Origin of the sequence: Phytohabitans sp. LJ34 (genome assembly GCF_052068095.1) — a bacterium.
Classification (GTDB): Bacteria; Actinomycetota; Actinomycetes; order Mycobacteriales; family Micromonosporaceae; genus Phytohabitans.
The window spans coordinates 1-23,789 of record NZ_JBQHDG010000032.1; the positions used below are offsets into that span (position 1 = coordinate 1).

General features: G+C 71.1%; 19 protein-coding genes and 1 pseudogene. 13 read left to right on the top strand and 7 right to left on the bottom strand.

Annotated features, from left to right (window positions below; genetic code table 11):
• Positions 1–202: 202 nt before the first annotated feature.
• The 6 genes from ACTMTJ_RS40375 (at position 203) to ACTMTJ_RS40400 (ending at position 7,957) form a co-directional block, all read left to right on the top strand.
• Positions 203–2,302: an alpha/beta fold hydrolase gene (locus ACTMTJ_RS40375; protein WP_441224043.1), complete on the top strand. Its 2,100-nt coding sequence runs from the start codon at positions 203–205 to the stop codon at positions 2,300–2,302.
• Between the two features lie 115 nt (positions 2,303–2,417).
• A complete protein-coding gene (locus ACTMTJ_RS40380) occupies positions 2,418–5,168 on the top strand; it encodes a BTAD domain-containing putative transcriptional regulator (RefSeq protein WP_441224044.1) in 2,751 nt (916 codons plus the stop codon).
• A gap of 136 nt (positions 5,169–5,304) precedes the next feature.
• Positions 5,305–6,084, top strand: coding sequence for an IS21-like element helper ATPase IstB (istB, locus tag ACTMTJ_RS40385; RefSeq protein ID WP_441224045.1), 780 nt, complete (start codon positions 5,305–5,307; stop codon positions 6,082–6,084).
• Between the two features lie 57 nt (positions 6,085–6,141).
• Positions 6,142–7,140 carry a hypothetical protein gene (locus tag ACTMTJ_RS40390; RefSeq protein WP_441224046.1) on the top strand — a complete coding sequence of 333 codons (999 nt, stop codon included), beginning with the start codon at positions 6,142–6,144 and terminating at the stop codon, positions 7,138–7,140.
• A 67-nt stretch (positions 7,141–7,207) separates the two neighbouring features.
• Positions 7,208–7,822 carry a hypothetical protein gene (locus tag ACTMTJ_RS40395; protein WP_441224047.1) on the top strand — a complete coding sequence of 205 codons (615 nt, stop codon included), beginning with the start codon at positions 7,208–7,210 and terminating at the stop codon, positions 7,820–7,822.
• On the top strand, positions 7,823–7,957 hold the full coding sequence (locus tag ACTMTJ_RS40400) for a hypothetical protein (protein ID WP_441224048.1): 135 nt from the start codon (positions 7,823–7,825) through the stop codon (positions 7,955–7,957).
• On the opposite strand, the pseudogene ACTMTJ_RS40405 reads toward ACTMTJ_RS40400, so the two are convergent.
• The 3 genes and pseudogenes from ACTMTJ_RS40405 to ACTMTJ_RS40415 all read right to left on the bottom strand — a co-directional run.
• A pseudogene (locus ACTMTJ_RS40405) lies at positions 7,950–8,109 on the bottom strand (AraC family transcriptional regulator); the annotation flags it as partial. The gene ACTMTJ_RS40400 and the pseudogene ACTMTJ_RS40405 sit on opposite strands and share 8 nt — an antisense overlap.
• A gap of 10 nt (positions 8,110–8,119) precedes the next feature.
• A complete protein-coding gene (locus tag ACTMTJ_RS40410) occupies positions 8,120–9,106 on the bottom strand; it encodes an aldo/keto reductase (protein ID WP_441224049.1) in 987 nt (328 codons plus the stop codon).
• Positions 9,107–9,139: 33 nt separating this feature from the next.
• On the bottom strand, positions 9,140–9,997 hold the full coding sequence (locus ACTMTJ_RS40415; RefSeq protein WP_441224050.1) for a helix-turn-helix transcriptional regulator: 858 nt from the start codon (positions 9,995–9,997) through the stop codon (positions 9,140–9,142).
• An 85-nt stretch (positions 9,998–10,082) separates the two neighbouring features.
• Here ACTMTJ_RS40415 and ACTMTJ_RS40420 point away from each other — a divergent pair, with 85 nt between their 5' ends.
• Positions 10,083–10,868, top strand: coding sequence for an SDR family NAD(P)-dependent oxidoreductase (locus tag ACTMTJ_RS40420; RefSeq protein ID WP_441224051.1), 786 nt, complete (start codon positions 10,083–10,085; stop codon positions 10,866–10,868).
• Between the two features lie 38 nt (positions 10,869–10,906).
• Here ACTMTJ_RS40420 and ACTMTJ_RS40425 read toward each other — a convergent pair whose 3' ends face one another.
• A complete protein-coding gene (locus ACTMTJ_RS40425; protein ID WP_441224052.1) occupies positions 10,907–11,662 on the bottom strand; it encodes a DUF4386 domain-containing protein in 756 nt (251 codons plus the stop codon).
• A gap of 502 nt (positions 11,663–12,164) precedes the next feature.
• Here ACTMTJ_RS40425 and ACTMTJ_RS40430 point away from each other — a divergent pair.
• Positions 12,165–12,758, top strand: coding sequence for a dihydrofolate reductase family protein (locus ACTMTJ_RS40430; protein ID WP_441224053.1), 594 nt, complete (start codon positions 12,165–12,167; stop codon positions 12,756–12,758).
• A 37-nt stretch (positions 12,759–12,795) separates the two neighbouring features.
• On the opposite strand, the gene ACTMTJ_RS40435 is transcribed toward ACTMTJ_RS40430, so the two are convergent.
• Together ACTMTJ_RS40435 and ACTMTJ_RS40440 are read right to left on the bottom strand one after the other, a co-directional pair.
• Entirely contained in the window at positions 12,796–13,242 is a 447-nt protein-coding gene (locus ACTMTJ_RS40435; protein WP_441224054.1) for a hypothetical protein, read from the bottom strand.
• A gap of 30 nt (positions 13,243–13,272) precedes the next feature.
• On the bottom strand, positions 13,273–13,398 hold the full coding sequence (locus ACTMTJ_RS40440; protein ID WP_441224055.1) for a hypothetical protein: 126 nt from the start codon (positions 13,396–13,398) through the stop codon (positions 13,273–13,275).
• Between the two features lie 158 nt (positions 13,399–13,556).
• Here ACTMTJ_RS40440 and ACTMTJ_RS40445 point away from each other — a divergent pair, with 158 nt between their 5' ends.
• The 4 genes from ACTMTJ_RS40445 to ACTMTJ_RS40460 all read left to right on the top strand — a co-directional run bounded on the left by ACTMTJ_RS40445 (position 13,557) and on the right by ACTMTJ_RS40460 (position 19,563).
• Entirely contained in the window at positions 13,557–14,810 is a 1,254-nt protein-coding gene (locus tag ACTMTJ_RS40445) for an MFS transporter (RefSeq protein WP_441224056.1), read from the top strand.
• A gap of 3 nt (positions 14,811–14,813) precedes the next feature.
• Positions 14,814–16,580 carry an alpha/beta fold hydrolase gene (locus tag ACTMTJ_RS40450; RefSeq protein ID WP_441224057.1) on the top strand — a complete coding sequence of 589 codons (1,767 nt, stop codon included), beginning with the start codon at positions 14,814–14,816 and terminating at the stop codon, positions 16,578–16,580.
• A 431-nt stretch (positions 16,581–17,011) separates the two neighbouring features.
• Positions 17,012–18,901 carry a RiPP maturation radical SAM C-methyltransferase gene (locus tag ACTMTJ_RS40455; protein ID WP_441224058.1) on the top strand — a complete coding sequence of 630 codons (1,890 nt, stop codon included), beginning with the start codon at positions 17,012–17,014 and terminating at the stop codon, positions 18,899–18,901.
• Positions 18,898–19,563, top strand: coding sequence for a DUF5825 family protein (locus ACTMTJ_RS40460; protein ID WP_441224059.1), 666 nt, complete (start codon positions 18,898–18,900; stop codon positions 19,561–19,563). Before ACTMTJ_RS40455 ends, ACTMTJ_RS40460 begins: the two co-directional genes overlap by 4 nt.
• A 250-nt stretch (positions 19,564–19,813) precedes the next feature.
• Here ACTMTJ_RS40460 and ACTMTJ_RS40465 read toward each other — a convergent pair whose 3' ends face one another.
• Positions 19,814–22,678 carry a BTAD domain-containing putative transcriptional regulator gene (locus tag ACTMTJ_RS40465; RefSeq protein ID WP_441224060.1) on the bottom strand — a complete coding sequence of 955 codons (2,865 nt, stop codon included), beginning with the start codon at positions 22,676–22,678 and terminating at the stop codon, positions 19,814–19,816.
• A 190-nt stretch (positions 22,679–22,868) separates the two neighbouring features.
• Between ACTMTJ_RS40465 and ACTMTJ_RS40470 the strand changes: the two genes are divergently transcribed.
• Entirely contained in the window at positions 22,869–23,783 is a 915-nt protein-coding gene (locus ACTMTJ_RS40470; protein WP_441224061.1) for an NAD-dependent epimerase/dehydratase family protein, read from the top strand.
• The last annotated feature ends 6 nt before the right edge of the window (positions 23,784–23,789 follow it).

Genomic DNA, 23,789 nt, shown 5'->3' on the forward strand with positions numbered 1-23,789 from the left:
ACCGACGAGGCCAGCGGGGACGGCGTCACCGGCACGCCCACCGTGCGGGTGGGCGGCAAGGACGTCCAGCCCACCACCCAAGCCATCCTAACGGCTTTGTCGGTCGACCGACCGAGGTGATAGCCTAGGATCGGCTGATGCGGATGGGGGCGACATGCGAGCACGTGATCCTGACGGCGAGGGCTTTGTAGAGTGCGACGGTTTGAAGATCCACTACGAGGTGTACGGCGACGGTGGGCCGACGATCCTGCTGTTGCCGACCTGGACGATCACGAACGCGCGCGTGTGGAAGATGCAGATCGCCTACCTGTCCCGGCACCACCGCGTGGTGACCTACGACGGACCGGGCAACGGCCGGTCGGACCGGCCCACGCGCACCGAGCCGTACGAGCATGACGCACAGGTCCGGTACGCGCTGGAGGTGCTCGCGGCGACCGGCACCGACCGGGCCGTGGTGGTCGGCCTGTCCAAGGCGGCCAACTGGGCTCTTCAGCTGGCCGCCGAACATCCCGGCCGCGTCGCGGGCCTCGGCCTCGTCGGCTCCGCCGTGTCACTTGAAACGCCGTCCGCGGCTCGGGCCGCCGCCCAGGCCGCGTTCGAGGCCCCGCCGCCGCGGTTGGCGCCTTCACAGGTGCCGGCCGGTGGCCGCGATCCGCGGTCGCACTGGGCCAAGCACAACCGGCGGTACTGGTTGGAGCAGTACGAAGACTTCCTGTGGTTCTTCGCCGGCCAGTGTTTTCCGGAGCCGCACTCGACGAAGGCGATCGAGGACGGGCTCGCCTGGGGGCTCCAGACAAGCGCCGAGGTGCTTATCGCGGACAGCGGCGCGGCCATGCCCGACGCCGCGACCGTCGAGGGGTGGTGCGCGGCCGTCCGCTGCCCCGTGCTGCTGATCCACGGCGAGGACGACCTGATCAGTCCGGTGTCGCGCAGCCGGCGGCTCGCCGAGCTCACCGGTGGTGAGCTTGTCGTGATGGCCGGCAGCGGGCACCTTCCGCCGGCTCGGCACCCGGTGCCGGTAAACCTGCGCCTCCGCGAGTTCGTCGAGCGGATCGCGCCGTCCGCGCGCCAGCGCCCGAGTGTCGCGTCGCCGGGCCGAAAGCCCAAACGCGTGTTGTACCTGTCGTCCCCGATCGGGTTGGGGCACGCTCGGCGAGACGTGGCGATCGCCCGTGAGCTGCGCCGCCAGTATCCCGGCGTGGAGATCGACTGGCTGGCCCAGGATCCGGTCACGCGGGTACTCGACCGGGCCGGCGAGCGCGTGCACCCGGCCAGCCGGTGGCTGGCCAACGAGTCGGCGCACATCGAGCGCGAGGCGGTCGAGCACGACCTGAACTGCTTTCAGGCGGTCCGCCGCATGGACGAGATCCTGCTGGCCAACTTCATGCTGTTCCACGACGTAGTGACCGAGCAGCGGTACGACCTGATCGTCGGCGACGAGGCCTGGGACGTCGACCACTTCCTGCACGAGGCGCCGGAGCTGAAACGCTTCGCGTACGCGTGGCTGACCGACTTCGTCGGCAACCTGCCGATGCCGGACGGCGGCGAGCGCGAGGCGTATCTGACCGCGGACTACAACGCCGAGATGCTCGAGCACGTCGCCCGCCATCCGCGCCTGCGCGACCGGGCTGTCTTCGTGGGCAACCAGGCCGACGTCGTCGACGAGCGCTTCGGCCCAGACCTGCCGAGCATCCGCGAGTGGACCGCGAAGCACTACCACTTCCCGGGGTACGTGACGGGCTTCGACCCGAGCGAGCACGCGGACCGCGCCGCGCTCCGCGCCGACCTCGGCTATCGCCCGGACGAGCCGGTTTGCGTCGTGACGGTGGGTGGCTCAGGTGTCGGCGTCCACTTGTTGCGCCGGGTCGTCGCCGCCTACCCGGAGGCGGCGCGGCGGGTGCCCGGGCTGCGGATGGTCGTGGTCGCCGGGCCGCGCATCGACCCGGCCAGCCTGCCCGCGCCGGCGGGCGTCGAGGTCCACGGCTACGTCGACGGCCTGCACAGGCACCTCGCCGCCAGCGACCTCGCCATCGTCCAGGGTGGACTTACGACGTGCATGGAGCTCACGGCCAACCGGAGGCCGTTCATCTACGTGCCGTTGCGCAACCACTTCGAGCAGAACATCCATGTGCCGCACCGGCTCGACCGCTACGGCGCGGGGCGGCGCCTCGACTACGCCGACGCGACACCCGACGTGATCGCCGGCGCGATAGCCGCCGAGATCGGGCGTGAAGTCGACTACCGCCCGGTCGAGACCGACGGCGCCGCCCGCGCCGCGAGCCTGCTGGCCGACCTGATCTGACATTTGTGGTCGAGCCGGTGGCGCCTTGACCTGGCGCTGAACCAACGCTGGAACGGACGGGGGCCTCGGAATGCGGGTCAGGCTTCTCGGCCCGGTCGACGTGACCGTCGCTGGCATGATGCGACCGATCTCGGGTCTGCGCCGCAAGGGCGTGCTCGCCGTCTTGGCGCTGCACGCCGGATCGGTGGTGAGCGTCGACCAGATGGTCCACGCCATCTGGGACGAGCACCCACCCGCGACCGCGTTGAACACCCTACAGAATCACGTGTCGCATCTGCGTGGAGTCTTCGGCGTCCGCGACGCGATCGTGGCGCGTTCACCCGGCTACATGCTCCAGATCGGCCCCGACGCGACCGATGTCGGTGTCGCCGAGGTCCTCATTGGACAAGCCAGACAGGCGGCGGACTGGTCCACCAAGGCAGCCCGGCTGCGCGCCGCCCTGGCGCTCTGGCGCGGTCCGGCGCTGGTGGACGTCGCCGGCCTCAGCTGGCTGGAGGCGCAGGCGGAACGGCTGACGCATCTCAAGATGGAGGCGACGCACGCGCTGCTGGAAGCCCGCCTGGCGCTGGGCGAGCACGCCGAACTCCTGCCCGAGCTCCAGCGCCTGACCGCGGAACAGCCGTACCACGAGAGCCTGCACGGGCAGCTGATGGTCGCCCTGTACCGGTCCGGCAGGCAGGCCGACGCGCTCGCGGTGTACCAGCGGCTACGGCAGGAACTGCGCGACGACCTCGGGATCGACCCGAGCCCGCCGCTGCGCGACCTCGAGTCCGCCATCCTCCGGCACGACACCGATCTCGACCTGCCGCCGCAGGCGATCGTCACCGGATCCGCCGCGCCGGCGCGGCCGACGCCCGCGCAGTTGCCTCTGGCAATACGGACGTTCGTCGGTCGTGAGGCAGAGCTCGCACACCTGGACGAGATCCTGTCAGAACCCGGTGACGCGGCATCGGATCGTGGGACGATGGCGGTCGCGGTGCTGTCCGGGACGGCCGGCATCGGCAAGACCGCGCTGGCGTTGCACTGGGCGCACCGCGCCGCCCCGCGGTTTCCCGACGGTCAGTTGTACGTGAATCTGCGCGGGTTCGATCCAGCCGGGTCGGCGCTGGACCCCGCCGTGGCGTTGCGGTCGTTCCTGGAGGCGCTCGGGCTGCCGGCCCAACGGATCCCCGCCGGCCTGGACGACCAGGCCGCTCTCTATCGCAGCGCGCTCGCTGGCAAGCGGGTGCTCGTCGTGCTGGACAACGCCCGCGACGACGCCCAGGTACGGCCGCTGCTGCCGGGCGCGGCGGGATGCATGGTGGTCGTGACCAGCCGCGATTTGCTCGTCGGCCTCGTCGCCACCGAGGGCGCCCACCTGTTGACGCTGCACCTGCTGACCCGCGACCAGGCGCGCGAATTGCTCACCCGCCGCGTCGGCGACAGGCGAGCGGCGGCCGAACCGGAGGCGGTAGACGAGATCGTCGACCGCTGTGCGTGCCTGCCGCTGGCACTGGCCATCGCCGGTGCGCGCGCCGCGAGCCGACCACACCTGCCGTTGTCCGCGCTGGCTGCGGAGCTGCGCGACGCCGCCGGGGCACTGAAGCCGCTGAACGGCGGCGACCACGTCACCGATCTCGGCGCCATATTCTCGTGGTCGTACCGCACCTTGAGCCCTGGCGCGGCGCGGATGTTTCGGCTGCTCGGCTTGCACTGCGGGCCGGACATCACCGTCGCGGCCGCGGCCAGCCTGGCCCGGGTAGCCGCGAAGCAGGCCCGGTCCATGCTGTTCGAACTGACCGGTGCACACCTGCTCGCTGAGCACGCGGTTGGCCGCTTCGCCTTCCACGACCTGCTCCGCGCCTACGCCGTGACCCAGGCCAGAGCAATCGACGATGAACGCGACCGTCGGGCGGCGGTGCACCGGACGCTCGACCACTACCTGCACTCGGCACACGCGGCCGCCGTGATCCTGGACCCGTTTCTGGTGCCGATCAGCCCGGCACCGATCCAACCGGATGTCGTCGTCGAGCCACCCGCCGACCACGACGCCGCGCTGTCCTGGTTCGCGGCGGAGCACGCCGTCCTGCTGTCCGCCGTCGAATGGGCCGCGGAGGCCGGCTTCGAGTCGTACCCCTGGCAATTGGCCTGGACCCTCACCACCTACTCGCTGCGACAGGGACTCTGGCCGCACCATACGGTCGCACACGACGCGGCGCTGGCCGCCGCTCGGCGGCAGGCCGATCGGAAGGGTCAGGCACACGCCCTCTACGGCCTCGGTCTCGGGCACTCTCGTGCCGGCCGGTTCGAGGAGGCGGAGCCCTATCTGTGGGAGGCCCAGGACCTGTTCGGACAGGTCGACGACCGCCTCGGCCAAGCCGTCGCCCTCGAAGGCCTGGCCTGGATCGCCGAGCGGCAGGGCCGCCCAGCCGACGGCCTGCACCGCATGAAGCGTGCCCTCTCCCTCGTCGAGGGCGGCGCCGACCAGGTCCACAAGGCTCGATTCCTCAACGATCTGGGCTGGTTCCACGCCCAGATCGGCGACCATCGGCAGGCGCTGGTCCACTGTGAACAGGCGCTGGCGCTCTGCCAGAAACTCGACGACCGCCTCGGCCAGGCCGGCGCCTGGGACAGCCTCGGGTACGCGCACCGGCACCTCGGCCACCATCAGCAGGCGGTCAGTTGCTATCAGCACGCTGTCGACCTGTACCGGGAGCTCGTGGACGCGTACAACGAGGCGGTGACCCTCGCCGACCTGGGCGACACGTACCAGGACGCGGGGCAGCCCGAGGACGCTCGTCGTGCCTGGCAAGAGGCGCTGCACACGCTCACGAAACTCGACCATCCGGACGCCGAGGACGTGCGCGTCAAGCTGCGCGAAGTGTGAGGGCAACTCTCGTTTCAGCGCCGTTTCAGCGCCGTTCCAGGTCGGCACTCCACCCTGTTCGAGCCTGCGGTGCGCCGTCACCGTGTAGGGCGGGTCAGGGGGCTTGGCCCGGGGCTTCAGGGGGAGGAAATGGTTCATGACTGTGTTCGAGGCCGCGGCGGGATCGATGCCAGCCGGCATGACACCCGTAGCTCGCATCCGGTCGGCCGCCGTGCGGCTCGGCCTGCCGCACCTGGCCGAGACTCTGGAACGCCACACCGCCTACGCCAGCGCCGAGGCCATGGGACACCTTGATTTCCTCGACATGGTGCTGGCCGAAGAGCTCGCCGCACGCGGCGAACGCCGCTTCCGCACCGCCCTGCGGCGAGCCAGGCTGCCACACCACAAGACCCTCGATGACTTCGACTTCACGTACCAGCCCGACCTTGACGAGCAACGGGTCCGCGAGCTCACCACACTCGCGTTCATCCCCGCGAAGGCCAACGTCGCCCTGCTCGGCCCGCCCGGCGTCGGTAAGACCCATATCGCCGTCGGCCTCGCCGTCGCGGCCTGCCGCGCCGGGTACACGGTCTCCTTCACCACCGTGGACGACATGGCCCGCCAGCTCAAGGCGGGCAGTGCGAACGGCAGCCGGCTGGCTTGCGACCTGAGTCCCTACCTGCGCCCCGACCTGCTCGTCATCGACGAGGTCGGCTACCAGCCCTTCGCCCACGCCGAAGCCGCGCTCATCTTCGACGTGTTGTCCCGGCGGTACGAGAAGGGTGCCACGATCCTCACCTCCAACCGCGGCTTCCACGACTGGGGACACGTCTTCGGCGACGAAGCCCTCGCGACCGCCATCCTCGACCGCCTTCTGCACCACTGCACCGTCGTCGACATCAACGGCCCCAGCTATCGCCGCCGAAGCATCACCTGAACTCCCGTCACCGGCCGGCGGCGCGGCCAGCCGAGGCCTCCACCCGATCAGGACGCCGTGACCACGAACAACCATTGGGGCACCTACAAGAACAGCCTTGTCACGTGGTACGCCGAGTTTCCGCCGCGGTTGCGGCAGTCGCCGGCGAAGCTGCTGGCATTCGCCGACGCACTTGTCGAACTCGGCAGCCGCGAGGACATCTCCCGCGTCAGCGTATTCGGCCCGGCCGGCGTGGAGGAGCGGCGCGTAGCCGACGTGGGCGCCGAGCTGCTTTCGCTCCGGCCGGAGCTTTCGCACGTGCCACACGTACCCGCGGTATCCGTCTCCGGTCCGGGTTCGCTCTACCGGAGCAAGCCGCCCTACATCACGATCTCACTGAACACCGACATCTGGTTTCCCCGGGTCGTGGGTATCAACGATGACGCCTACCGCTTCTACGACAACAGTCCGCTCGCCGAACGGCACACCCCTCGCCTCAACCGCTTCCTCGCGGGTGTGCGTCGAGCGGCGGAGGCCCTCGACGCCGAATGGTCGTACGACGTCGACAACCTGAGGTACGCGGACCAGGTGACCGACAGCGGCGTCCTCCTCGAGCGGTCGGTCGACGCCAACCGTGTCGCGGAGTGGGGCGTGCGCGTCTGCGTGGCGTCGACGACCGACCCGGCCGAGCTGCTCTTCGAGCTCGGCGTGCCCGGCACGGTGGTGCCATTCGTCGACGCGGTCCGGGTAGAACCACCGCCGCCCGGGAGCAGTGAGCTGAGGTTGGTCGAACGCGCGGGCGAGTTCTCCCGGCTGGAGGCGCGGCTCGTCGGGACCAACCTCACCCGCGCCCATCTCGACGACCGGCTGGGGCCGGGTGCCGACGTGCCCCGCGTACATCCCGGCCGTGAGTTCTGGGTGAGTTACCCGGTCGACATCCCTGGCGCGCCGTACGGCTGCACGATCTTCGCCGAGTTCGTCGACCAGCCGGGCGCCGATACTCCCGCGTGCGCCGTGATGATCCGCCGCGATCCATCTCGGCTCCGGCCCCTTGTCGGTCGACCGACCGAGTGCTAGCGTACCTTCGGCCGGTCGGTCGACCGGTCAGCACCGCAAGCATGACGGCTCGCCCGGGAGACCAACGATGACAGGCGCCCTGCTACAGATCGACACCGCACCTGGCAAGAAGTACGGGCTGGTGCTCACCCTCACCGAAGACGCTATCGACCTCGGCGGAAAGAGCCTCCGCTGGTCGGAGATCGACAAGGTCAGGTACGGCGCCGTGGACAAGCGTGTCAACGGCGCGTACATCGGCACCACGTACACCATCGACGTGGGCAGCGCCGCCAAGAAGTACGTCCAGTTCTCGTTGTACTCAGGCACCACAGGCCTGTTGGGTGGGCGGGTCGACACCGACAATCGCGATCGCAACCGCGCGGATTGGCTCAGAGCCTTGGAAATCGTGGACGCGCGTGTATGCGTGCGCCTGGTCTCCGCGGCGGTGCGGAGCGTGCGGCAGGGGCAGGAAGTCGAGTTCGCCGGCCTCCGGCTCACGCCGGACGGCGTCCACAAGGGAGGGATCTTCCGCAGGTCCGTCGCCTGGGGAGACGTCGCGGGCACCGAGGTGAAGCACCCGTACCTGAGAGTGCTGGCCCGCGACGGCGGCAAGACCAAGAAAGCGCTCGAGATCCTGAACAACACCTGGAACGCCGTGCTGCTGCCACGCGTGCTGGATGCCCTGACACCAAAGGACTCCTGAGTGTCAGTGCCAGACCGTACGCTCCCGCGGGCACCGCTCCCGGCCGGCGGCTCCCGGAGCGAGCCGAAATCCCCGGCCGTCCACTGCCAGGTCCGCGGCTACGCCAACGCCTTCGCCCTCACCGACGCGCGGTGAACCGGCGGGCGAACGCGGCCCGCGATGCTCCGGTCGCCGCGGCCAGGCTGGCCACCGTCCACGGCCGGGCCGGGTCGTCGTTGGATGTGTCGCAGGGCGGGCGCGACGAGCGGGTCGCTGTGTGCGCGGTACCAGCCGGGCGCGTCGGTGCCGGTGTACGGATCACCGGCCGACCATGGACATGTGGTGCTGGTTGTACCGGTCGCCCCGCACGCCAACCCGCGCCGCGAGGTCGTCGAGGTCGGCGAGCTCGTCCGCCGACAGCGGCACCGCGGTGGCGGCGGCGTTTTCCTCGACACGTTCCAGGCGCCGCGTGCCGGGGATGGGCACGATCCGCGGGTGCTGGGCGAGCAGCCAGGCGAGGGCGACCTGACCTGGCGTGACGCCCTTCGCCCGGGCCAGTCCGGTGACGTGCTCGACCAGGGCCAGGTTGGCGGCGCGGTTGCCGGCGGCGAACCGCGGAATGCCGGCCCGGACGTCGCCGGGGGTGAACTCGGTCGCGGCGGTGACCGTGCCGGTCAGGAAGCCCTTGCCCAGCGGGCTGAACGGCACGAACCCGATGCCCAGCTCGGCACAGGTGGGCAGCACCTCCGGCTCGGGGTCGCGGGTCCACAGCGAGTACTCGCTCTGCACCGCGGTCACGGGGTGCACGGCGTGCGCGCGGCGGATCGTGGCCGCGGCGGCTTCGGAGAGGCCGAAATGGCGCACCTTCCCGGCCTGGACGAGCTCGGCGACGGCGCCCGCGACGTCTTCGACCGGCACGTCGGGGTCGACGCGGTGCTGGTAGAACAGGTCGATCGCGTCGACCCGCAGCCGGCGCAGGGACGCGTCGGCGACCCGCCTGATCTGCCCGGGCCGGCTGTCGAGCCCTACCGACCGGCCGTCTTCGATCCGCCAACCGAACTTCGTGGCGATGACGACCTGGTCGCGAAGCGGGGCGAGGGCCTCCCCGACGAGCTCTTCGTTGACGTACGGGCCGTAGACCTCCGCGGTGTCGAAGAAGGTGACGCCTCGGTCGACCGCACCGCGCAACACGCCGATCATGGCGTCCCGGTCGCCGGGGTTGGGCCCGTAGCTTTGGGACATGCCCATGGCGCCCAGGCCGATGGCCGAGACCCGCAGGCCCTGGCCGAGGATTCGGGTGTGCATCGGTGCTCCTTGGCTGCGCTGGCGGTCAGCCCCTCAAAGCGTTCCGCTGGTCTTGAGGCTATCGGTTCCCAGGACGTTCAGTAGCGCTAGCGCTTCGGCGTCGCGGGATCCTGGTGGCGCGGTGTAGAGCACGAGGTGTTGGTCGCGGTCGGTGAGGGTGAGGGAGTCGCAGTCGACGGTGATCTCTCCGACGGCCGGGTGCTGGAACGTCTTGGTGAGCATCGGTGCGCCCTGCACGTCGTGGCGTTCCCAGAGCCGGGAGAAGTCGGGGCTGCCGGCGCGGAGTTCCTCGACGAGGCCGGTCACCGCGGGGTCTGTCGGGTATCGGGTGAGGGTGACCCGCAGCCGCATGACGACGTGGTGGCGGAACTCGGCGCCGTCGGAGACCCCGTACAACGGCGTTCGCGGTCCCGGCGGCCCGAGGAAAGCCCGGCGGGCGAGGTTGCGGTCAGCTTGGGCGAGCCGGCCGAAGTCTTCCATGAGTGCCGCCGCGAGGTCGTTCCAGGCGAGCACCTCGAACGCCCCGGACGTGACGATGGCGGCGGTCAGCGGGAGGCGCTGGAGCAGCGCGAGGATGCTCGGGCGCACGTCGCGCCGGTGCAGGCCGGTGCGGATCGGTGCGGTGCCCGCCAGGACGTGGAGGTGGTCGGACTCGGCGTCGGTGAGCCGCAGCGCGCCGGCGATGCCGGCGAGCACCTCGCCTGACGGGCGGGGTGCCCTGCCCTGCTCCAGCCGGACGTAGTACTCGGTCGAGATGTGCGCGAGGACGGCGATCTCTTCCCGCCGAAGGCCCGGAGTCCGGCGTCGCGGACCCGGAGCGAGGCCGACGTCCTGCGGCCGCAGCCGCTCGCGTCTACTGCGGAGAAACCGCCCGAGCTCCTGCTTGTCCATACGCCAAGTTTGCGCGTTCGCGCGGCGGCGATCCTGGTACCGTCTGTGCCTGCATCCGGATCCCGAGCGCGGCGACGCTATCGGCATGACAAACCGTCTCGACACCACCGCCGCCGGTCTGCTCACCGGCAAGGTCGTATTCATCACCGGCGCGAGCCGCGGCATCGGCGCGGCCGCGGCCCGGCTCTTCGCCCGGGAAGGCGCCGCCGTCGTGCTCGCCGCCCGTAGCACCGACGCCCTCGACCGCCTCGTCGCCGAGGTCCGCGCCGACGGCGGCGTCGCCGACGCGGTCGCCCTGGACCTCGCCGACCGGGCGAGCATCCGCGCGGCTGTCGACCGGGTCGAGCAGCTGCACGGCCGGCTCGACGGCGCCTTCAACAACGGCGCGGCAATCCAACACCGGCCCGGCCCACTCGACACCACCAGCGACGACGACATCGACGAGCAGTTCGCCGTGAACTTCCGCGCCCACTGGACCGCCATGACCGCGGAGGCCGCGCTCATGCGCCGCACCGGTGGCGGAGCGATCGTCAACACGTCCAGCATCGGCAGCCGCCGCGCGAACCCGGCCCTGCCCGCGTACGGCGCCATGAAGCGGGCACTCAACAGCATCACCGAGACCGCCGCCGTGACCTGGGCCCCACACGGTGTACGGGTCAACGGCATCACCCCGGGCGGCACCGCCACCGCGATGATCGACGCGTGGGAGGCCGCCACTCCCGGCATCGTCAAGCAGATCAACGCCTCGATCCCGCTCGGCCGGATGGCGGAGCCGCGCGAGGTCGCCGAGGTCGCCGCCTGGCTGCTCAGCGACCGAGCCTCGATGGTCACCGGCGCGATCGTGCCCGTCGACGGCGGCGCCGGCGCCTGAACTCACGGCGGTACGAGTGCGGGGGCCGGTGCGGGCGATCAGCGGAGTGCGGCGGCCTGGGACAGCCGGGCACCCCGGAACAGAAGCCACCCGCCGAGGAGCACCTCGAAGAAGAAAATGGGCACGTAACGACCGATCGCGACAACAGCGTTGTCCTCGGCGCCCGGGAAGATGCTGACCGCCATGGTGATAGTCACCAGGACCAGGTTGGCGAACACGCCCCACGCGGCCAGCGCCCTTGGTACGTACCGCGACTTGAACAGCAGGTAGCTGAAGACGCCGTTGCCGAGGCCGAGCAGGACCAGCCCGACGCCGAAACCCGTGGTGTGCACGCCGATGTACGCGTTGGCCAGAGCCTCGAGCTGGCCGGTGTCGAGCCTTCCGGCGTTGTCGGGATCGGTGAGCATGGCCGGCACCGACAGGAACGCGACCGTATTCGCGATCATGATCGCCGCTTGTGCTGTCCGCCAGAGCGTCGCGAGCATGGCGAGGCCCGGATTCACCGACCGGAGCAGCACGTACAGGGCGACCGCCATGACGATGTCACCGGCGAAGATGAGCACGTCGAGGGACACGCCGACGCGAAAGAGTCGTTGCGATTCCACGATGTTGTGTGCGGTCGCCGCGGCGTCGTCAGCCACGATCAGGCTGGCCGGAACGAAGACCTGCGAAAAGAACCCGGCTGCCATCAGCAGCAGTAACATCAACCCCGCGACCCTGGCCGCGGTGCGCTGCTGCGACTCGGTAAACATCGCGTCCCCCTCATTTCCGGACCGGGCGGTCCCGGCCGTCATGCCACGAGCGTGACGGAGCGGGGGCGGCAGCTCATCGCGACATGGGCCGGACTCCGCCCGGCCGATGGTGGGAGACAGATGTCGTACTTCGGTCGCCGCGACGCACACCTTCGCCGAATCGTGGATCTTGCTAGAGACCTTTCGGAGTCGGGGTGGCTCGACCCCCCTATTTGGACAGAGATTTGAGCTACCGCGATGTGCGTCGTGGTCCAGACCGCTGCTCCCGCGGCCTCACCCGTCCGCCGCTGGTCGCGCCGGTGGGTCGACGTTTGTCCACAATGCCTTTTCCCGGATCGGCGATCCGGGAAAGCAACAGGGTTTCGGCGAGCGCTGCGAGCCGCCGGCCGGGAACGGTGCCCGCGGGAGATACGGTCCGCCGCTGACGCGAGCCGACCGCAGCCAGGTTCCGTGGAGGTTTCTTTGGAAGAAGTGTCGGATTCGGGGTGAGCCCTTCGTGGAAGGGGTGAACGCACTCATGACCGCGAAGCAGAAAGGGATTGTCATGACCGCCATCTACACCTGGGACGTCTTCTCCACCCTCGACGGCTACGGCTCCTTCGCCGAGGGCGCCGACTGGGGCGGCTATTGGGGCAAGCAGGGCCCCGAGCTGCTCGAACACCGCGCCGCCATCTTCGATACCGAGCAGCGGATGGTGTTCGGCGCCACCACCTTCCGGGAGAACGCGCAGATCATGTCCTCGGGCATCGACCCCCACGCGCTCGACGAGTGGAACGTCAGGACGATGCGCATGCCGGCGACGGTGATCTCGTCCACGCTGCGCGACACGCTCGGCTGGCCGGACGCGACGATCGTAAGCGGCGACGCCGTGGACATCGTCGCCCGGCTCAAGGAGCAGTCGGACGTGCCGCTGCGGTCCCAGGCAAGCTTGTCGCTGAACTGGGCACTGATGGCCGCCGGGCTGGTCGACCGCCTCCAGGTGACGATCTTTCCCGTCATCTCCGGACGGACCGGCACGAGCCCGATCCTGGGCGGCGCGGGCGACTTCGACCTGGAGCTGATCGAGAGCCGGACCCTCGACGGCCACACCCAAGAGCTCGTCTACCGCCCGACTCCCCACCCGGCCGGCGCGGCCTGAAGCGCGGCGGAGGGCTCCCGCGGGCGCGGGGGCCCTCTCAGGTTGGCAGGTCGTGCGGCCCGACGGCCGGGTCGGCCAGCTTGTGGGTCAGGTCGTCGGCCTGTGTCTCGGCCAGCTCCGTACGCACCAGCGGGCAGCGGCGGCACGCCGTGACCCCGGTCTGCCGCCACCACTGGCATTGGCCGCGCAGGTGGCAGCGGGGGAGTGTGTGGCCGGGGACGGTGGGCGCGGCGAGCGCCACCTTTGTCACCAGCCCGCATCCGGTGCCCGTGTGGTGGCCGCACTTTTGCGTGCAGTGCGCCGCGAACCGCATGATGCTTGTCGCCTCGACGCCCTCCGGGACCAGGGCGAGCGCCTCCGCGGCCGGCACCGGCTCGTTCAGGTAGCTGAGACCGTCGGAGCCGGCATGGACACCGAGCAGGACGGCCTCCGGCCGGTCGGCGGGCGCGCTGGGGCACCAGGTGCGGTCTTCGGTGTGGTCCATGCCGGCCCACCTTTCTCGACGTGACGACGTCTAGTTCATGAGGATCAGGCCGATGAAGATCGTTCGCGTTCCTTTGGCCGACGCCTTGGTGCCGGCGCCCGCGGCCGCGCGCCGGATCGACTTGTCCAGCTGATCCCTGGTGATGGTTCGGTTCACGTTTCCTCCCCGTGGTCTTGGCAGGCACCGTACGGCCCGGCCCTGGACCGCCCGCTATACCGCGCACCGGTTGCCGGTCAGCCGGTACTCCAGTGGCCGGTCCAGTCGCTGTCGCCACGATGAACCGGCTGCCGTCCAACAACTCTGGAGGAGCATGCATGCACAAGGCATCGCGGGATTTCCGGTTGTTCTGGGTCGCCGGGGCGGCCGACCAACTCGGGTCGCACGCGTCCAGCCTTGTGACGCCTGTGCTCGTGCTCGCGGTGGGCGGCGGTCCCGTCGAGGCCGGTCTGGTAGGGACGTTCGGCGCCCTGGCCCGGTTCGGCGTCGGTCCCTTCGCGGGGGTGTACGCCGACCGTTTCTCGCGGCGCACCCAGCTCAGCGCGGCCGCGGTCGTCGCGGCCGCCGCGACGGGCGTGATCGCCATCGGGGTCGCCACCGGCACGATGACCTGGCCCGCTCTGCTTGGCGCCGCGATCGTCCAGGGTGCGGCGGCGGGCTGGTACGCCGCGGCGAGCGCCGCCGCGCTGCGCCGAGTCCTGCCGGCGGAGCGCCCGGAGCGGGCGGTGGCCTCGCTGCGCGCCCGCGGTCAGGGCGCTGAGCTGGTCGGTCCGGGGATCGGCGGCGGCCTGTACCAGCTCGCGCCGGCGGCGCCGTTCCTGTTCGACACGATCTCCTACCTCGTGAGCGCCGGGTTGGTCCGGCTGGTCCGGGCGGATCTCGGCCCGGATCGCCGGCCGGGGCCGGACGGGTCGAGCGGCTTCCGCGCCGATCTTGTGGCGGGCGTACGGTTCGTGTTCCAGCAGCCGTTCCTGCGGTTCGTGGTCATCTGGGCGGGCGGCATCAACCTCGCGCTCGCCGCCCTGTACTTCCACGTCGTCCTCGTCGCCCGGATGAACGGCGCGTCGGCGGCGTCGATCGGCCTGATCCTCATGGTGTCCGGCGCGGTCGGTCTCGTCGGCTCGCTGCTGACCCCGCGGATCATGTCGGTAGTGAGTGGCGACCGGCTGGTGGCGGGCGCGTCCTGGCTGCTGGTGGCCGTGGTGATCTCGCTCGCGCTGGTCGAGTCGACGTGGCAGTTCGCGCTGGTGCTCAGTGCGGTCGCGTTGATCAGCCCGGCGTTGAGCGTGGTGCTCACCACCCGCGCGATCATGATCATCCCGGACGGCATGCAGGGCCGGATCGGAACCGTCCTCAGCACGGTCAGCGAAGGCGCCGCCGCGTTCGCGCCGCTGCTGGCCGGCTTCCTCGTCGCGGTGACGGCGCCGTTGCTGGTCGCGGCGCTGTTCGGCGCCGGCCTCGCGGCGCTGGCCTGGTACGCCACCCGCAACCGCCACCACGTCACGCCGCCGCCCGCGCCGCCGCCGGAACCCGAGCTCGCCACCGTTGCGACGACAGACCTGAAGGGCTGAGCCGTGGAAGTGAGCATCCGCCTCGTCGTGCCGGAGCTGCCGTCGGTCGCCGAACGGTGCCCGCACCGTGCCGTCACCCTCGGCGACCTGAACGGCACCTGCCAGGCGTTCGCCATCGACAGCCGCACCGGCGGGCGCCGGCCGGTCACCGACCGGCCGCAGGGTACGGCCCGGTACGCGATCGAACCGGACGGCGGGCGGGTCTGGTGGTTCGACGACGACGCGCACGGCGTCGGCCGCTGGCGGGTCCAGCCGTTCACCGGCGGTCCGGACACCGACGCGTTACCGGGGACCGCCAGCGGCCGGCCGGCCGGGCTGGCGATGGCGCTCGACGGCACCGTCGCGGCCGGTCTCGGCGACGGCGACCACGTGCTGGTGTACCTGCGTGCCCCCGGCGCCCAACCCCGGCAGGTGGCCCGGATCGCCGGGCACGCCGAACTGACCGACGTGTCGGCGGACGGCGACCTGCTCGCCGTCTCCACCGAGCCGGACGCGCCCGACGCCGTACGGATCCTGCGCCCGGACGGCGGCACCACCGCGGTTCTTTCCGGTACCGGTGCCCGGGTGTGGGGCCTGGGGTTCCGGCCGGTTTCGGGACCGGCGGCGTTCCTGTGCGTGTTCGAAAGGGACGGGGTGTACCGGCCGGCGGTGTGGACGTCCGCCGGCGGGCTCGTCGCCGTGCCCGGGCCCGGGTTCGACACCGAGATAACCGCCAGCTGGTTTCCGGACGGCGGTCGCCTGCTGGTGCGCCAGCACCGGCACGCGCGCAGCGTACTGATCGCGCTGGACCCGGCGGACGGCAGCCGCCGGACCGTACCGACCGAGACAGGCAGCGTCCTGGACGCGGCGGCCCAGCCGGACGGCATCTTGCGTTACGTGTGGACACGCGGTGGCCGGGCACCCGAGATCCGCACCGATCCGCCGACCCACGCGGCTGGCGCGGGCGGGGCCGGTGGCCGGACGCATCGGGAGCCCGACACGGACCTGTGGGTACCCGGGCCCGGCGGACCGGTGCACGTGCTGCTGACCCCGGCCGCCGCGGCGGGCCCCCGGCCGGCCGTGTTCCTGCTGCACGGTGGCCCGTTCCGCGCCGCCATGGACGCCTACGATCCGGCGGTCGAACTACTGCGGAACATCGGCTTCACGGTCGTGCGCCTCAACTACCGCGGCTGCCCCGGGTACGGCGCGGCGTGGCGGACGGCGTTCGACGCCGGCGTCGGGCACACGCAGGTGGCCGACATCGAGGCCGTGCACCGGTACCTCGTCGACAGCGGGACGGTCGACCCCGCGCGGGTCTGCGTCGCGGGGGAGTCGTGGGGCGGCTACCTGGCGCTGCTCGCGGCGGGCACCCGGCCCGAGCTGTGGTGCGGGGTCGCGGCGGTGAACCCGATCGCCGACTACGCCCTCGCCTTCCGCGACACCACACCGGCCGTCCGGGCCCTCGACGTGCGCCTGTTCGGCGGTACCCCGGACGAGATGCCCGACGCCTACCGGCGGGCGTCGCCGGCCACCTACGCGAAGGCGGTGCGGGCACCGGTGCTGATCGTCGCCGGCCGGGACGACGTGAAGTGTCCACCGGCGCAGATCAGCAGGTACGCCGACGAGGTGCGGCGGCACGGGCACGACGACATCGAGGTGCTCTGGACCGGCCACGGTCACGACGCCTACGACGTCTCCGGCCGGGTCGGCATCCTCTCCGCCGTGGTGCGGCACCTCGGGCTGGCCGCCGGTGGCCAGCCGGAGCAGGCGCCGGCCGCGGTGGGCGGCTGAAGCGACCGCACCAGTGACCGGCGGCGGTATCCCGCTGTCCGGACGGTACACGTGGCGAGAGGAGGTGGAGCTGTGACGAAGACCGTCGTGCTGAGTGACCCGCTGGGTCTCAGCGGTGAGCGCAACCGGGGCGTCGACATCATGATCCAGATCGTGATCGAGTTCTGACCCGCCGCCTGACCGGCGCGTCGGCAGGCGCGCAGCCCGACTTACCAGGGTGGGGAGGAGGTGAGCCACACATGAACAAGACCGTCGTCCGCAACGACCCGCTCGGTGTCAGCCGCGAGCAGGGCCGCGACGTCCACATCCACATCCACGTCAGCGCCAAGTAGCAACCCGGCGGCGTGAGCCGGCGCCCCATATCGCCGGCTCACGCAACCCCCTTACCGCCAGCGGCAGCCGCCGTGGCCCGACCGGAGCAGGAGCCCGCCATGCGAATCCTCCTCGTCAACATGCCGTGGGCGTTGATCGACGTCCCGTCGCTCGGACTGGGCATCCTGCGTAATGCCGCGAGCCGCGCGCTGCCCGACGCCGAAATCGAGGTGCTGCACGGCAACCTCGAGTACGTCGACTGGATCGCCGAGCGGGAGGACGCCTTCGGCGTCGGCGACTACCACTACTACTCGCTGGAGACGTACTTCGCCGGCGTCGGCGACTGGGTCTTCACCTCGGCCCTGCACGGCGTACCGGAGTGGCGCGTCGAGGAGTTCACCGCGCAGGCCTCGTTCCGCGGACCGAGGCTGGACGCGACCGTCCGCCTGCATCGGCGCTCACCCGAGTTCATCGCCCACCTCACCGAGCAGATCCTGGGGTTCGCCCCGGACGTCGTCGGATTCACCTCGACGTATCAGCAGAACGCCGCGGCGCTGGCGACGGCGCGGGCGGTGAAGGCGGCGGCGCCGCACGTCACGACCGTCCTCGGCGGCGCGAACTGCGACGGCGAGCAGGGCGCCGCGATCCACCGCAACTTTCCCTTCGTCGACCTTGTCGCGCGTGGTGAGGGCGAGGCCGCGTTCCCCGAGATGCTGCGGGCGCTGGCCGGTGACGGGACCCTCGGCGCCGTCCCGGGGCTGTGCTGGCGGCGCCCGGACGGCACGTCGGCCGTCAACGCGATGAGTGCCCGCCCGCTGCCGCCGGCGGCGATCGTGGGCCCCAACTACGACGGCTACTTCGACCGCCTCGACAGGTCGGTCGCCCGCGACTGGGTCGAGCCGAAACTCGTCGTCGAGGGCGCCCGCGGCTGCTGGTGGGGGCAGAAGCACCACTGCACGTTCTGCGGGCTCAACGGCTCGTTCATGGAGTTCCGCAGCAAGAGCCCATCCGTGTTCCGCGACGAGATCTTCGACCTGGTGCGACGGCACCGCGTCCTCGACATGTTCGTCGTCGACAACATCCTCGACATGAACTATGTGACGTCCCTGCTGCCGATGCTCATCGAGAGCGGGTACGACCTGCGGCTCCAGTACGAGATCAAGTCGAACATGCGGCTCGGGCAGCTGACCACACTCGCCCAGGCGGGCCTGGTCAACGTCCAGCCCGGCATCGAGAGCCTGAGTACCCGCGTCCTGAAGATCATGGACAAGGGCGTCACCGGCTGCCAGAACGTGCGGATGCTGCGCGACGCGGCGACCGCCGGGCTGAGCGTGGCCTGGAACTACCTGTACGGGTTCCCCGGCGAGACGCCCGAGGACTACGAGCCGATCGTCGAGCAGTTCCCGGCGCTGCACCACCTGCCGCCGCTCGACGGCGTGTACCGGATCGCGATCGAGCGGTTCAGCCCGTACTTCAACAAGCCGGAGCTCGGCTTCGGCGAGTTGCGCCCGGCCCGGCAGTACCGGCTGAACTACGACCTGCCGGAGGAGGAGCTGCTCGGCCTGGCCTACATCTTCGAGGCGGCGCCGCAGGGCATCGACGAGCGGCTGGGTGACCGGCTGCGGGCGGCGGTCGATCGCTGGCAACGCGAGTACCACCTCAGTCGCCTGTCCTATGTAGACCTGGGCACTGAGATCGTTCTGGTCAGCCGGCGACGGTCGTTCGACTGGTCGGTCCTGCGGCTGGAGGACCCGGTCGAGGTGGCCGCGTTCCGGCTGCTCGACCAGCCGCACCGCCCGGCGGTGCTGGCCCAGAAGCTGGCGGCGGACGGCGCCGATCCGGCGCGCGTGACCGAAGCGGCCGTCGCCGACCTGCTCGACCGGTGGGTCCGGCTGGGCCTGCTGTTCACCGACGCCGGCCAGTTCGTGCATGTCGTACCCGTGGCGGGCAATCAGGAACTGATCCGGATCGCCATCGCCGAACCGGAGCTCGAGGAGGTGGCGGTGTGAAACCACTGGCGAACATCGAGCCGCAGGTGCTGACCCTGTGGCGCGACCACGACGACGCCCTGCTGAACATGCCCGGGATCGTCATGGGCATGCGCAGGCCCGGCCCGGCCGGCTGGACCGACGCGGCGGCCACGGTCGCCGGGCTGTACCACGGCGGCGTGCGCCGGGCGGCGCTGAGCGACCCGGTGGACCTGACCCGGAACACCGACCCGGCTGGCCTGGTGCAGGCCATGATCCTGCTGCGCGAGCTGACCAGCTGGGGCATCGCGGTCGACTGGGTGGCCCACTTCGACGACCCCGACATGTGGCGGCGGCTCAATCACCTGTACCCGCCGAAGGCGATGGTCGGGCACCCGGACGCCGACGCGGCGCTCGGCGACTGGCGCCAGACGTTCTACCTGTGCAAGTGCGTCTACCGGCAGGGCCCGGGCTTCATCCAGGTGCGCGACCGTAGGGCGGGTTCGCTGGCCCGGTTCACCATCGACGACCCGGACTACATCGCGGCCGTCGGCACGCTGCTCGACGGCGCGCCGGCCGAGGCCGTTCCCGCGCCGATCCTGACCGCGTTCCTCGAGGAGGGACTGGCTGGCATCGTCGGTGAACTCGCCTGGTGGCTGCCGTACCGGGTGCGGCGGTGGCCGTGGCCGTCCCTGGTGGTGTGAGCGCCAGCGTCATCCACAGGGCGCGACGGGCCGCAGGAGGGCACGCTGAAACATCGGCGTCCGGCGATGGCATTGCTACTCTCGACACTCCAGAGTCGGCCCGCGCCCGTGGAGTGAATCATGAATGTCCTACTTCGTCGCTTGTCGATGGCGTTGCTCTGCGCCGCTGCCATCTCGGCCGGCGCCGGCGGTGCGGCCACGCGCGATGGCCACGACCGTGGCGCCGTCGACACGACGGGGAGCACGCGGATCAGCGCGGACGCCTGTGCACACTGCCCGAAGGAGCTAGTTCTTCCCGAAACTCCAACGTCGCGATCTTGATCTGGAGCTGATCGGCGACCGAGGGGTCGGTCGCGCCGAGCACGTCCACCGCGCGCTGCCAGGCGCGGCGAGCCGCGTCGGTGTCGCCGGTGGCGTGCAGGGCATCGCCGAGGTCGTTGAGTATGTTGACCTCGCCGTCCCAGTCGCTCATCTCCCGGGTTATGCGTAACGCCCGCTCGAAGCAGGCGATCGCCTCGCGGTCGAGACCCAGGTGGTGGTGTGCGTAGCCCAGGCTGTGCCAGGTGGCCGATTCCGCCAGGCGGTTGCCGAGCCGCTGGTGCAGGACCAGCGCCTGTTCACAGCAGGTGATGCAGCGGCGATGGTCGCCGGCTCGGCTGTGGCACCAGCCGATCGCGTTGAGGGCGAGGGCTTGGCCGGCCAGGTGATCCATCGCCAGGTACAGGTCGAGCGCCCGCTCAGCGTGGGTGATCGCCTCCTGGTGGCGCTCCTGGGCGACGAGCAGATCACTCAGGATCCGATGGCCGGTGGCCTGGCTGGCCGGATCGTTCCACCGCGCCGACACCTCGATGCTTCGCCGCACGTAGTCCTCGGCCTCGTCGTACCGGCGCAGCCGCGTCGACGCGATGGCGAGAACGCGCAGCGCGTGAAACTGGCCGGTCGCGTCCTCCAGCCGGTCGGCGGCCTCCAGCGCGACCCGTCCGATCGCGGCGAGCTCCGACCACTGCCTGCGCCGTTGCAGGAACGTACCCAGGACCCAAGCCAGCTGCCAGGCGTGCTGGTCGAACCCCGCGTTGGCGGCGAGGTCGACGCCGGCGACCAGCACCGGGTACTCGATCGCGAACCAGCTCATCGCCTGGGTTTCGTCGGCGAACTCCTCGACGGCGACGGTGGGGCCCCGAGGGGTGAGGGTGATCGGGTCGCGGTTGGGGTACAGCAGCCGCTCGCCCGCGTAGGCGCTGTGCAGGTAGTAGTCGAACATCCTGTGCAGCGCCGCGCGCCGATCCGGCTCGCCGGTCTGATCGTCGGCGAGTTCCCCCGCGTAGGCGTGCAGCAGGTCGTGCAGCGTGTACCGCCCCGGACTGTGCTCGGTCAAGAGGCTGGCCAGGTCGAGCTCGATCAGCAGCGCACGGGCCCGGGCCGGCGACTCGCCGGTGAGGCTGGCTACCGCCGCCGCCGAGAACTCCGGCCGCGGGTGCAGGCCGACCAGCCGGAACAACCGCGCCGCGGGTGCGCTGAGCGCGGCGTAGGACAGCGCGAACACCGAACGGACCCGTCCGGTCGGGTCGCCGGCGTCGAGTACGGTCAGCCGCTGTCCGGCCTGGCGGAGCTCGGCCGCGATCTCGGCCAGGCGAAAGCCGGTCTGCTGGGCGCGGGCCGCGACGATGTTCAACGCGAGTGGCAGCCGGGCGCACGCCGCGACGATCTGATCGACCGCCTCGGGTTCGGCCGAGACGCGGCTGTGGCCGAGCCTCCCGCGGAGCAGGTCGTGTGCGTCCGCGGGCGAGAGCACGTCGAGGCTCAACGGGTGCGCGCCCTCGGCCGCGACAAGGGAGGTGAGCCGGTTGCGGCTGGTCACCAGGGCCAGCGCCGAACGGGTGCCGGGCAGCAGCGGACGGACCTGGTCGGCGTCGCGGGCGTTGTCCAGGAGCACGAGAATCCGCTTGTCGGCCAGCATGCTGCGGTACAGGGCGGCCCGCGCGTCGAGGCTGGGTGGGATCCGGTCGGGTGGCACGCCGAGGGCGACGAGCAGCGCGTGCACGGCCATGGTCGGCGATATCGCCCGCCGGTCGGGGTCGAAGCCGCGGAGGTTGATGTAGAGCTGGCCGTCGGGGAACTTGTCGGCGACCCGGTGGGCCCAGTGCACGGCCAACGCCGTCTTGCCCACGCCGGCGGAGCCCGACACCGCTGAGATCACCACCGCGCTCGGCGCGCCGCCTGACGGTTGGGCCAGGAGGTCGTCCAGGCGAGCCAGCTCTTCCGCCCGCCCGGCGAACCCGAAGACGCCCGCGGGCAGCTGCCGCGGCACCGTGCTCACGCCGCCGACGGCGACGCCTCCGCCCAGCGGCGCCGGCTGGCCGATGGCGGGGTCGCCGCTGAGGATCTGCTCGTGTACCCGGCGCAGCTGCTCGGTGGGCTCCAGACCGAGCTCGTCGATCAGATAACGGCGCGCCTCCTGGAACGCCGACAGCGCGTCCGCGGCGCGGCCGGACCGGTACAGCGCGATCATCAGCAGGCTCCACAGCCGCTCGCGCAGCGGGTGCTCGGCGAGCAGGCCGCGCAGCTCCGCGACGAGGTCACGATGTGCGCCCAACTCGACGTCGAGCTCGATGCGTTCCTCGACGACCTCGAGGCGCCGCTCTTCATGCCGGTCACGCTCGGCGTCCAGCAGTGGGCTGGACAGCCCCGCGCAGAACGGGCCGCTCCACTGGTCCAGGGCCGCCCGCAAGGCCACGGTCGCGGCCGTGAGGTCACCGGCGGCCCGCGCGCGGCGCGCCTCGGCGACCCCGACGTCGAACCGGCTGAGGTCCAGATCTTCGGCGGGCACGGCCAGGCGATAGCCGGCGTCGGTCCACATGAGCCGGCGCGACCGCGTGCGCGGGGCCCGTGCCGGCTCCAGCACCCGGCGTAGCCCGGCGACATGCTTTTGCACGAGGTTTACGGCGTATGTCGGCGGCGCGTCGCCCCACACCGCCGCGATGAGTTGATCGCGGCTGACCGACCGGTTGGCTCTCGAGAGCAGCACGGCGAGGACCACCCGTTGCTGTATCGGACCAAGGTCGAGCTCGCCGTCACCACTCCACACCCGTAACGGGCCGAGCACCTCGAAACGCATGCGGCCACCCGGATCAGCTAGATTGCCACGCTGCCGGGATTCTAGTGGGCTTCGCCAATGTCTGTCGTGAGCAGTTCGCCAAAGCGCAGCAGGTAGAGGCGTGTCCGCCGGTGAATCCGAGTCGAGAATTGAGTGACCGGGGTCACGCCCGGGGATGTCACGGTTCGGCCGGCCGCCTTGTCCCATGGCCATGACCGAGACAAAGAACCAGACAGTGATCGTGGCCGGAGCCAGTGGTGTCCTCGGCCGGCACATCCGCGCCGCGCTCACCGGCGCCGGGCACACCGTGCTGGGCCTGGGCCGCGGTGAGGGCAACGAGATCCGCGCCGACCTGCTCGACCGGGACGGACTGCTGCGGGCGTTCCAGGGGGTCAAGGGCGACGTGGTGGTGCACGCGGCGACCGCGCTGCGCAAGCCGCCGATGCGGCACAAGGGCATGTTCGGCACCGACGACCTGCGGGTGGCCGGGACCGCGAACCTGATCGAGGCGGCCAAGCTCGCGGGTGTGCGCCGCTTCGTCGGCGAGAACGTCGCCGTCGGCTACGGCTACCGCGACTTCGGCGACCGGGTGCTGACCGAGGCCGACGAGTTCGGGGTGCCGGTGACCGATCCGAAGATCAACCGGCACTTGGCGGGCATGCGGGAGAAGGAGCGCTTGGCCCTGGAGTCGGGGCTGGAGGCGATCTCGCTGCGCTTCGGCTTCTTCTACGGGCCGGGTGGCACCGAGGCGATGGTGGACATGCTGCGCAAGCGGCAGATGCCGGCGTTCGACGACCACGGTCGCGTCTCGCCGTGGACCCACCTGGCGGACGCGGCCGCCGCCGTCCTCGCGGCGGTCGATCGGGGACGGCCCGGCGAGGCGTACAACATCGTCGACGACCACCTGGGCTTCGGGCAGCTGATCCGGGCGATCGCCGAGATCTTCGGTACGCCCAAGCCGTTCACCGTGCCCACGTGGATGCTGGCGCCCGCCTCCTACATGCACCTGATGCTCGGCGTCAGCATGCGGGTCTCGAGCGAGAAGGCCCGCCGCGAGCTCGGGTGGCGGCCCGCATACCCCACCGTGCTGGACGGGCTGCGGGCGCAGGCGTCCGCCCACGTCTAACCTGTT